8 protein-coding genes are annotated in these 11,456 nt (G+C 26.9%); 5 read left to right on the top strand and 3 right to left on the bottom strand.

The window, feature by feature from the left end; translation table 11 throughout:
- Nucleotides 1-40: 40 nt before the first annotated feature.
- Nucleotides 41-391 (bottom strand): DUF309 domain-containing protein, encoded by a 351-nt coding sequence (locus tag ALEK_RS10960; protein ID WP_071625125.1) that lies wholly within the window; start codon nucleotides 389-391, stop codon nucleotides 41-43.
- Nucleotides 391-3,204, bottom strand: a complete 2,814-nt coding sequence (gene uvrA, locus ALEK_RS10955; protein WP_071625126.1) for an excinuclease ABC subunit UvrA — start codon at nucleotides 3,202-3,204, stop codon at nucleotides 391-393. The genes ALEK_RS10960 and uvrA overlap by 1 nt, the downstream gene beginning before the upstream one ends.
- 186 nt (nucleotides 3,205-3,390) lie before the next feature.
- Between uvrA and ALEK_RS10950 the strand changes: the two genes are divergently transcribed.
- The 5 genes from ALEK_RS10950 to acnA all read left to right on the top strand — a co-directional run bounded on the left by ALEK_RS10950 (nucleotide 3,391) and on the right by acnA (nucleotide 9,236).
- On the top strand, nucleotides 3,391-4,818 hold the full coding sequence (locus tag ALEK_RS10950; RefSeq protein WP_071625127.1) for a catalase: 1,428 nt from the start codon (nucleotides 3,391-3,393) through the stop codon (nucleotides 4,816-4,818).
- Nucleotides 4,819-4,828: 10 nt separating this feature from the next.
- On the top strand, nucleotides 4,829-5,308 hold the full coding sequence (locus ALEK_RS10945; protein ID WP_071625128.1) for an ankyrin repeat domain-containing protein: 480 nt from the start codon (nucleotides 4,829-4,831) through the stop codon (nucleotides 5,306-5,308).
- Nucleotides 5,309-5,454: 146 nt separating this feature from the next.
- Nucleotides 5,455-5,943 (top strand): hypothetical protein, encoded by a 489-nt coding sequence (locus ALEK_RS10940; RefSeq protein ID WP_071625129.1) that lies wholly within the window; start codon nucleotides 5,455-5,457, stop codon nucleotides 5,941-5,943.
- 11 nt (nucleotides 5,944-5,954) lie between these two features.
- Nucleotides 5,955-6,671, top strand: a complete 717-nt coding sequence (locus tag ALEK_RS10935; RefSeq protein WP_071625130.1) for a hypothetical protein — start codon at nucleotides 5,955-5,957, stop codon at nucleotides 6,669-6,671.
- Nucleotides 6,672-6,737: 66 nt separating this feature from the next.
- The gene (gene acnA / locus ALEK_RS10930; protein WP_071625131.1) at nucleotides 6,738-9,236 is read left to right on the top strand and encodes an aconitate hydratase AcnA; all 2,499 of its coding nucleotides are present in this window, start codon (nucleotides 6,738-6,740) and stop codon (nucleotides 9,234-9,236) included.
- A 12-nt stretch (nucleotides 9,237-9,248) separates the two neighbouring features.
- Here acnA and ALEK_RS10925 read toward each other — a convergent pair whose 3' ends face one another.
- Nucleotides 9,249-11,453, bottom strand: coding sequence for a PAS domain-containing sensor histidine kinase (locus ALEK_RS10925; protein ID WP_071625132.1), 2,205 nt, complete (start codon nucleotides 11,451-11,453; stop codon nucleotides 9,249-9,251).
- Nucleotides 11,454-11,456 lie beyond the last annotated feature (3 nt).

The raw sequence follows: 11,456 nt of genomic DNA, 5'->3' as shown, positions 1-11,456 counted from the left end.
AATTATATCATTTTTTTAGTTATTTAAATTTTATGCTTGTTTACTCTGTAATCAATTTGTTATTTAGTTCTATTAATAATTCTTTGGCTTTGTAGAATTTCTCTTTTTGATCTAACTCTACTTCATCAAGTAGGGGAATGTACTTTTCAAAAGCAGGCCAAACTTTTTTGTGTCCATGAGGTTTTTTCTTTATATGATATAAAGCAAGAGCTGTTGCTCCATTAATTAAACCTTTTAGAACTAAAGCTTTTTCTCTTTGACCTTGTCTTTTAAATTCATTCCAATCATCTTCTAGTAATTCATGTGCTTCCACATAATATTTATTTTCTACAGCAAAGATAAATCTATCTATTGCTGTTTCTTGATTGAATATTGAATAATCTATTTTCATTAGTTTTGGAACTCTTTATCTAAATAGTATCCAGTGTAAGAACCAGATTTTTTATGATTTGCTGCTAAGTGTTTTGGTGTACCTTCATCAACTAATAACCCACCTTTATTTCCACCTTCAGGACCCATATCAATTACCCAGTCTGAGTTTTTAACTACATCAAGATTATGTTCAATTACTAATACTGAATTTCCTAAATCAACTAAGTGATGTAATACTTTTGTAAGTCTATCAACATCAGCAAAGTGAAGCCCAGTTGTTGGTTCATCTAATACATAAAGAGTATTTCCAGTATCTTTTTTACTTAACTCTTTAGATAGTTTAATTCTCTGAGCTTCTCCACCTGATAGTGTTACTGCATTTTGACCAAGAGTAATATAACCTAAACCAACATCAGAAAGTGTTTTTAGTTTGGCATGAATTTTTGGTACTTTTATAAAGAATTCTAATGCTTCATCTACACTCATATTTAATACATCAGATATATTTTTACCTTTGTAGTAAATCTCTAAAGTTTGTGTGTTATATCTTTGACCTAAACAGTCGTCACATTTAACCATAATATCTGGTAAGAAGTGCATCTCAATTTTGATTTCACCTTCTCCTTGACATTTTTCACATCTACCGCCTTTTACGTTAAATGAGAATCTACCAATTTTATAACCTCTGATTTCTGCTTCTTTTGTTTTAGCAAACAGACCTCTTAGTTCATCCATTAATCCTGTATATGTTGCAGGGTTAGATCTTGGAGTTCTTCCAATAGGTGATTGGTCTAAGTAAATTACTTTATCAAGTACGTCTAAACCTTCGATTTCTACACCATCAACTTTTTTTACTTTTCTTGCATGGTTTAATAACTCTTTTGCAACTGGTAATAAAGTTTGTAAAATTAAAGATGATTTACCAGAACCTGAAACTCCTGTAATTGCACAAAGGTTTTTAAGAGGAATTTTTACATCTAAGTCTTTAATATTATTAATAGTTACATTTTTAATTTCAATAAACTCTTCTTGAGGTCTATTGTATTGGTAATCAATCTTTTTCTTACCAGTCATATATTGAGCTGTTAAAGTCTTGGCTTTATTCATTTGTTTAAGTGTTCCATTGAATACAACTTCTCCACCATATTTACCAGCATTTGGACCAATATCTACAATATAATCAGCAGCTTCAATAGTCTCTTTATCATGTTCAACTACAATTACAGTATTACCTTTTTCTTGTAAGGCTTTAAGTGTTTTAATAAGTTTAGATGTATCTCTTTCATGTAAACCAATTGAAGGTTCATCAAGTACGTACATAACACCCGTAAGACCTGAACCAATTTGTGATGCAACTCTAATTCTTTGAGCTTCTCCACCTGAAATTGTTCTAGCATCTCTACCTAAAGTAATATAACCAAGTCCTACATCATTTAAGAAGAATATTCTCTCTTTAATCTCTTTTAAAATTGGAGCTGAAATCATTTGATATTTTTCACTAAAATATTCAAAGTTTTTCTCATCTTGGAAAAAGGCATGAGCATCTTCAATTGGTTTATTGATAACTTCACTAATAGTTTTTCCTGCAACGAATACACTTTGAGAAGAGGGTTTTAATCTATTACCATTACAAGAATCACAAGTTTTCTCTGTCATAAACTCAGCCATGTCTTTTTCATCTTTGATCATGTCATAAGCTAATTTAACAATTCCTTCCCATTTTCTAGTAAGTTTATGTCTTTTCCATTCAAATTTAGCTTCTTCAATTCCACCATGTAATACAGCTTTTCTTTGGTGTTCTGGAAGTTCTTTAAATGGAATAGTAACGTCAATTTCGGCAGCTTCACAATAAGCAATTAACATTTTAAAATAGAAACCTTTATTGAAACCATAGATAATTCTAATAGCTCCATCTTCTAAAGGTAGTTCATCATTTACTACTTTTTTCATATCTAATGCGTATCTAATACCTAAACCATCACAAGATGAACAAGCACCTTTTGGTGAGTTAAATGAGAATGATAAAGGCTCTAAAGGTTCAAAAGAGATTTTACAATTAAAACATGCCATATGTTCAGAGTAATGAATATGTTTTTCAACTCCTACAGCTTCGTGATTTAGAACTTCTATTTCAAGTTCCCCAAAACTCTCTTTTAGACCTTTTTCAACATCTTGTGCAATTCTTTCTTTACTTTCAGCTTTTACTACAACCCTATCAATTACAACTTTGATTGTATGCATTTTATTTTTTTCAAGCTCAATTTCTTCATCAAGTCTAGCCATAACTCCATCAATCATGGCTCTTACATAACCTTTTCCTCTTAGAGATTCTAGTAAATCAGCAAAAGTACCTTTTTTCCTATTAATAAGAGGTGCAGTAATTACTATCTTAGAGTTTTCAGGAAGTTTTAGTACTTGATCAATAATATCAGAAGCACTCATTTGTGAAATTGGATCTCCACATTGATGACAATGTTGTTTTCCAACTCTTGCATATAAAAGTCTAAAATAATCATAAACTTCTGTGATTGTTCCTACTGTTGATCTTGGATTTTTAGATGTTGTTTTCTGATCAATTGCAATTGCAGGTGTTAGTCCTTCAATTCTTTCAACATCTGGTTTCCCTACTTTATCTAAGAACTGTCTAGCATAAGCCGATAATGACTCAATATATCGTCTTTGACCTTCCGCATAAAGTGTATCAAAAGCTAATGTTGATTTACCAGAACCTGAAAGTCCAGTAAAAACAATAAGCTTGTTTTTTGGTATTTCTAAATTAATATTTTTTAAATTGTTTTCTTTAGCATTAAATATTTTAATAGTATCTTGCATCTTTATCTCTGCCTTTAATTTTTGAAGCGTCTATTATAGGATAGATTAGGTAATAGTTGATTAAAAAAATCAATAATCTATGAAATATTAAAGGATAATTATTTTCCTAGGATAATTTTAAGTACTAACTAAGTTTATCTATAATAAACTTTATTTAAGGAAAAAAATTATCCAAAGGAAAAAAGAATGAAAAAAACTATGACTACAACAGCTGGTAATCCAATAAGTGATAACCAAAACTCAATAACAGCAGGGGAGAGAGGTCCTGTTTTAATGCAAGATTATCAATTAATTGAAAAACTTGCTCATCAAAATAGAGAACGTATACCTGAGAGAGTTGTACATGCTAAAGGAAGTGGTGCTTTTGGAGAATTAGAAATAACTCATGATATTTCTGCTTTTACAAAAGCTAATGTTTTACAAAAAGGTGAAAAGACTCGACTTTTACTTAGATTCTCAACAGTAGCAGGAGAATCAGGTGCTGCAGATGCTGAACGAGATGTGCGAGGTTTTGCCTTGAAGTTTTATACAAAAGAAGGAAATTGGGATTTAGTTGGAAATAACACTCCTGTATTTTTTGTTCGAGATCCTCAAAAATTCCCTGATTTTATTCATACTCAAAAAAGACACCCTCAAAGTAATTTAAGATCAAATACAGCTGCTTGGGATTTTTGGTCTTTAAGTCCAGAGTCTTTACATCAAGTTACTATTTTAATGTCTGATAGAGGAATTCCTAAAAGTTATAGACATATAAATGGTTATGGTTCACATACTTATAGTTTAATCAATAATGAAAATGAAAGATTTTGGGTTAAATTCCATTTCAAAACAAAACAAGGTATAAAAACTTTGACTAATGAAGCAGCCTCAAAAGTAATTGCTAGTGATAGAGAGAGTAATCAAAGAGATTTATTTGAAAATATTGAAAACAAAAACTACCCACAATGGGATTTTCAAATCCAAATCATGAATGAAAGCCAAGCAAATAATGCTTCTTTTAATCCTTTTGATTTAACAAAGGTATGGCCTCATAGTGATTATCCAATGATAGATGTTGGGGTTATGACACTAAATGAAAATCCAAAGAACTATTTTAATGAGATTGAACAATCGTCATTTTCTCCATCAAATATTGTTCCTGGTATTTCTTTTTCACCTGATAAGATGTTACAAGCAAGAATTCTATCTTATCCTGATGCACATAGATATAGAGTAGGGACTCACTATGAATCATTACCTGTTAATAGACCAATTGTAGAAGTAAATACATATCATACAGCTGGATCTATGAATTATGAAGAAAAAGAAGTTACAAATGCTTATTATGAGCCAAATAGTTTTGATGGTGCAGTACAAGATGCTTCTTATTCTGAACCAAGTTTAGAAATAAGTGGGAATGCCAATAGATATGATCATAATATAAACAATGATAACTATTCACAAGTAAGAGATTTATTTAATTTAATGAGCGAATATCAAAAAGAACAGTTGTTCAACAATATTGCAGAATCAATGCACGGAGTTCCAAGTGAAATTATTCAAAGACAATTAGCTCATTTTGAGAAAGTATCTGTTGATTATTCAAATGGAGTTAAAAAAGCTTTAGATAAGTAAAGGATAAATTATGATTTCAATTACACAAGATGAAGAGAAAAGATATGAGCAATTACAATTAATGGCACTTGATTTTGCAAGAGTTGGGAATGTAATTGAATTATCACGAATGATAGAAGCTGGATTGAGTATTGATTTATCTGATAATAAAGGTAATAGCTTAATAATGTTGGCTTCTTATCATCGACAAGAAGAAATGGTCTCTTTTTTAATAAAAAATGGTGCCTTAGTAGATAAAAAAAATGATAGAGGACAGACACCCTTAGCTGGTGTTTGTTTTAAAGGATATTTGAATATTGTAAAATTATTAGTTGAGAATGGTGCAAATAAATATGAAGATAATGGCTTAGGAGCTACTCCTGTAACTTTTGCTTCTTTATTTGGTCATGAAGATATTGTTTTATATCTTACAAAGAAAAAACCAAAAAAGATTTATTCTTTTTTATCTTCAATAATTTTATTTATAAAATCTCTAAAATCAGATAAATAAATATATTAAATTATATACAAAAACTAAGCTTTTAGCTTAGGTTTTTTGGTTAAAGTATAAATATAATAGTTTAAAAATTTATTTTGTATTATTTTTTAATAAAAAAACAAATATAATGTAAAGACATAATTTATATAGGCTTTAATGTGATTCTAAATAAAGAGGTTTCTTGGTATCTTGCCTTATTATTAATGATACCTTTAATAATTATTATTTTTAAAATAGTTGACTATGCTACATATTATACTATTGGTGTTACAGGTACATTAATACTTACTTGTTATTCACTATTTTTTTATATGCGTAGAAACTATAAATTTTTTTATAAAACAATAATACTATTTTATATATGTTCAATATTTGGAGCTTTTTTAATTGGCTATCTAAATGCAACATGGCCTGTATTTTTGATGATTGTTTTTCTTTGGATTATATTATCTATTACTTCAAAACTTAATTCAAGAGGTTATGAAGTAAATGAAAAAATTCATTTAGAAGAACAAAATATAAAAGGATTAAAAAGAATCTTTGCAGTTCCTACTCGAATAAATGAAAATAAACTATTAATAATTGATTTATTAATAGAGATAGTTTTTATTGTGCTTTGTTTGTATTTATATAATCTATTTAGATAAAAAGGTTTTTTATGAAGAAGTTGGAATTTAAATCAAAGATTTTAGATGATGAGTTTCAAAGTGAAATATACTTGGCTTTGGATAAAAACTTTTTCTATAATAATCGAATTGTAAATGATAAAAACAATGAAGGTACAAGAGTTACTATAAAAGCTGAACCTCATATATGTATCAATTTTTCAGAAGATGATGTAAGACCTGAAATTGATCATCTTTGTAATGTATTATTTCATGGAATTGGTATAGATAATGATCTTGTAATACAAGAAGAAGAATATCTGCTTCTTGATGAAAAGGATAAGAACTCCTTAGAAAAATTCTTGAATAAAGCTGCTAAGTATTTAAATAATAAATATATAAATCATAAGTTTGATAATGAATATACCTTTGATAGTTATCATAAAGAAAAACATAAAGAAAAAAGATATTTTTTAAAAAAACTAAAAGAAAACTCTTGGGTAAGTGAACTTAAATTTACTGATAAAGATGAAGGTAATTTATGTCTAACTGAAGTATTTAAAGTTTCTAAAGATGATAAATCTTTTCTTTATTTTTCATATGGAACATCTAGTGATTATGAGTATATAGTTAAGTATGATGATGATATAAAAGAAGAAGTCGAATCAATGTTTTATGAAAAAGACGAAAATGTTAATATTTATTTGATTCCTATTGCTTTTGCTTTAATAATAATCGCTATATTAACTTACTATTTATTTATAAGCTAAATAATAATTTATTAACCAAACTTTTGCTATTTTATTATTTATAATAAGTAATAAAAGGAATATAGTTTGAATAAATTTATAAATAATTTCGAGTTTGTAGGGCATACTTACTTTTATTACGATTTAAATAAAGTTTTTGATACCTATCCTGCTTTAAAAAAACTTCCTATTACTTTAAAACTACTACTAGAATCTAATCTTAGAAATGCAAGAGATTCTGAATTTAATACTATTATTGATACCTTTATTTCAAGAAATAATTATAGACAAATAGACTTTTATACATCTAGAGTAATAATGAAAGACTTTAGTGGAATTCCTGCACTTGTTGATTTAGCTTCAATGAGAGAATGGGCAAAAAATAGTAATGAAGATGTTGAAAAAATAAACCCTCAATTAATGCTTGATTTAGTTATTGATAACTCTTTTGATAGCTCAGAAAAAGAGTTAAATCGAAATGCTCAAAGATATAAATTTGTTAAGTGGGCTGAGAATAATTTTAAAAATATTAGTGTAATTCCTCCTAATTCTACTAACTTTAATCAAGTGAATTTAGAGTACTTATCTACAATGATTAGTGCAAAAAATATTGATAATAAGATATATCTTTTCCCTGAATCAATAGTAGGAACGGATTCTCACTCAAGTATGATTAATGCTTTGGGAATAATAGGTTTTAAAGTTGGTAATATAGAGGTAGAATCTACAATTTTAGGCTCAAACCTTACTTTTAATTTACCAGAAGTTGTAGGTATAAATATAAGTGGTTCTCTTGTTCAAGGTGTTAGTATAAATGATGTTTCATTAGCTCTTAATAATTTACTAAAAGACTTAGATTTAAAAAATAAGTTTATTGAGTTTTATGGGGATGCTTTACGAAATATATCTATAGAAGATAGAGTTATTTTATCACAAATAAGTAAAGATAATAATGCTAGATGTGCATATTTTATAATTGATGAAAATACCATCTCTTTTGTTGAAAAAACTAGAGGGGTTGATGCAAGTTTAATTAAAACATATTATGAAAAACAGTGTATTTATAACTCTTCTTATGAATTAGTTTACGATGAAAATGTCTCTTTTGATTTATCAAAAGTTAGACCAATTATTTCAGGGCCTAAAAGAGTTGAAGATAAAACTTCTATTTGTAATATCCCTTCCAAATTAGACTCTTTTAAAAATGGAAATTTTGTAAAAGATAATGATATTGTTTTATCTTCTATTTCTTTTAATATAAATAATTCAGACCTAAGTTTATTAGTACAAGCAGGATTAATAGCTAAAAAGGCTATTGCATTAGGTATGAGTATTAATTCTAATATAAAAAAAGTATTATACATTCAATCAACATTTCACAAAATGTATTTAGAAAAATTAGATTTATTACAGTATTTTGAAAAATTAGGTTTTCAAATTAATTTTGAGAATAATATACAAGATGAATTGGTAGAAAGAGTATCTTTAGATATAGAAAAATTTAATCTAAATGTTTCTTCTTTAAATTTTGGAAAGGATGATTTCTCTTCAATAAACTATAAACAAATTAAATCTAATTGGATATTGTCACCTGCTTTAATTATTGCTTACTCTTTACGAGGTAATATGAATATTGATATTACAAAAGAGGCTATTTGGGCAGATATATATTTAAGTGATATCTGGCCAAGTATTGTTGAGGTAAATGATCAATTAGAAGAATTAGATTCTTCTGTTTATGCAGAACTATATAAGAATATTTTTGAGGGTAATGAATACTGGCAAAATATTGAATATAAAAAATCAAGTACTTATGAATGGGATGAAGAGTCTACTTATATACAAGGTTCAAAATTTACTGTTAAAGATGAAATTACATCTATTAATATTGAAAATGCAAAAATATTAGCAATATTAGATGACTCTATTTCTACAGAACATTTATCTCCACTTGGACAAATTCCTTCTTACTCACCTGCTGCTGTTTATTTAGAATCAAAAGGTTTAAAACCAGATGAGTTTAACACTTTTGCTAATAGACGAGGTAATGCAGAAATTATTGAGCGAGGAACTTTATCTAATATAAAATTACGTAATAAAATGGTTTTACCTAAAGAGGGTGGTTATACTAAAGATTTTGAAACAGGGGAACTGCTATCAATTTTTGAATTTGCCCAAAATATGAAATCTGAAAATAAAAATTTAGTGTTATTCGCTGGGCAAAATTATGGAGTTGGACAATCAAGAGATTGGGCTGCAAAAGGAACTAAACTTTTAGGTGTTAATGCTGTTATTGCTAAATCTTTTGATCCTATTCATAAATTAAATTTAATCAAAATGGGAATATTACCTTTAGAGTTTATAGATGATGATATTAATACTTTAAGTCTAAAAGGAAATGAAATTATTTCAATTCGTTCAAATATGATTATTACTAATTCAAAAATAAATTTAGAGATAAAAAGAGAAAGTGAAATAATTACAATTACTCTTCAATCAACACTTGATTCTAATGAAGAGATTATGTATTATAAAAATGGTGGAGTTTTATCTTATCTACTAAAAGGTATTTTAACACAGGAGTAAAACTCCTTTGTGTTATTCCGTCTTACTCTGTGAGATTGGAATAGTTATTTTAAATTCCATACCTTTATATTTTTCGTCATTAATTTTTTCTTCAATATTATATGCATCAATTGCACCCTTTAATCTCTCTTCAACAATTTGTTTAGACATATATAATCCAATACCTGTACCTTGACTTTGGTGTTTAGTTGTGAAATAAGGTTCAAATACTTTTGTTAATATATTTTCAGGAATACCACCTGCAATATCTCTTACAAAAATAACAACATTATTCATATATTTTTTTGTATATATTTTTAGGTATTGTACTTCTTGCTGTTTATTATTATATGCATCTTTTGTATTATTAATTAAGTTTAATAAAATTTGAATAAGTTCATTTTTTATTCCATAAATTTCATAATTATTTTCAACATCAATTTCAATTTTTATATCAGAATTTTTTAGTGTTGCTTTTGAAAGTTGAGTAGTTTTATCTAATATTTCACTAATAAAGAAATACTCTTTATTTTTGCTGTTTTTAAAATAATTAGAGAAGTCTTCAATTGTCTCAGATAAATAATTTGTAGATTTTAGTATACCATCTGCAAATTCACTAAAATCTTCATCATTAAGTATTCCAAACTCTTTTTTTAATTTTAGTCCAGTAGCTGAAGATGTAATAACTGATAAGGGTTGTCTCCATTGATGGGCAATGTTTCTTAACATTTCTCCCATTGAAGCCATTTTAGATTGTTGGAACATTATTTGATCTTTTTCTCTTAATAATTGTTCTTGCTCTTTAAGTTTTGTAAAGTCTGTAAATACTGCAATATAATTTACAGCTTGGTGGGATTCATCATAAACAGTATTAATAGTAAGCCATTGAGGAAAGATTTTACCTGCTTTAGTTTTATTAATAATCTCACCTTCCCATAAACCTTTCTCTGCTAATGTTTTCCATAGTCTTGAATAGAACTTTTTAGAATGAGTATCTGATTTTAGTAAGTTTGAATTTTTATCAATTACTTCACTTTCTTGATAACCTGTGATTTGTTCAAAGGCTTTATTTACTGATAAAATTTTCCCATTTAAATCTGTAATAAAAATACCTTCTTTAGTATTTTGATAAATAGTATGTGCTTGTTTTAATTTTTTTTCTGCTTGTTTTCTTTTTGTAATATCAAATACTAGAGAGTATAAAATTTTCTTGTTTTTGAATTTAATAGGTCCTGCATAAACTTCCACATCAATTAATTTTCCTGATTTAATTTTATGTTTAAAATTAAAACAATCTCTCTCTTCATTCTTAGCTAACATCATCTCTTTTTGTATCTCTTGGGAAGATAAAGTATTGATTTGAGTTATATGTAGTTTTTTTATTTCACTACTTGTATAACCATAAAACTTTTGAGCTGCTTTGTTTGCTTTTATAATATCGCCACTATCAGGACATACTAATAGTACTGGAATCTTATTGGCTTGGAAAAGTTTTTTATATCTTTTTTTACTCTCTTTTATTTCATTTTTATAATCTATTTCTTTTGTGATATCTCTTGAAATTCCAAGTAATCCATAGATCTCATTATTTTTATTTATTAAAGGTGATTTTTGTGTTAGTAATAGTACTTTGTCTAAATTAGGATACGTAACCCATTCTTTATTTGTATTAGATACTTTTTTTTCTAGAATAATATTATCCATTTGTCTAAATTTATTTGCATGTTTTTCACCAAATAATTCATAATCATTTTTTCCAAGAATATCTTTTTTATCTAATCCAACAAAGTTACAAAAAGATTCATTGCATCCCATGTAATTTAAATCTAAATCTTTATAAAAAATTAAATCAGTTGTACTATCTAAAATATTTTCTGTTTTTTCTTCTTGTTCTTGTAAAATTATCTTTGAGTCATATTTACAAATACCAATTATTTTATTTTCATATCTGATATATGTATCATTCCAAGTTTGATAATTTCCTAAAGCATCTTTAATTCTAAAACTTATTTGATTTTGTTCTTGATTTGGAGTAGTTAATTTATTATATAATTTTTTAATATCGTTTTTATGTAATAGTTTTGAAAGGTTTTCAAAATTATTTAAATTAATTTTTTGCTTATAATTTAATATTGTATGAATATCTCTATACCAGTTAATAGTTTGATCTTCAACGTTTATTTCATAAACTAGATCACTTGAAGTCTTCATGAAAAAATCTAATAAGTTATTGTCCACTTT

It is taken from the genome of Poseidonibacter lekithochrous (genome assembly GCF_013283835.1).
Taxonomy (GTDB): domain Bacteria; phylum Campylobacterota; class Campylobacteria; order Campylobacterales; family Arcobacteraceae; genus Poseidonibacter; species Poseidonibacter lekithochrous.
This window is presented reverse-complemented; position numbering and strand designations above follow the sequence as displayed.

Bases quoted from the DNA above. Each gene is read 5' to 3' on its own strand.
- ALEK_RS10960 (WP_071625125.1), bottom strand. From the start codon at position 391: ATGAAAATAGATTATTCAATATTCAATCAAGAAACAGCAATAGATAGA.
- uvrA (WP_071625126.1), bottom strand. From the start codon at position 3,204: ATGCAAGATACTATTAAAATATTTAATGCTAAAGAAAACAATTTAAAA.
- ALEK_RS10950 (WP_071625127.1), top strand. From the start codon at position 3,391: ATGAAAAAAACTATGACTACAACAGCTGGTAATCCAATAAGTGATAAC.
- ALEK_RS10945 (WP_071625128.1), top strand. From the start codon at position 4,829: ATGATTTCAATTACACAAGATGAAGAGAAAAGATATGAGCAATTACAA.
- ALEK_RS10935 (WP_071625130.1), top strand. From the start codon at position 5,955: ATGAAGAAGTTGGAATTTAAATCAAAGATTTTAGATGATGAGTTTCAA.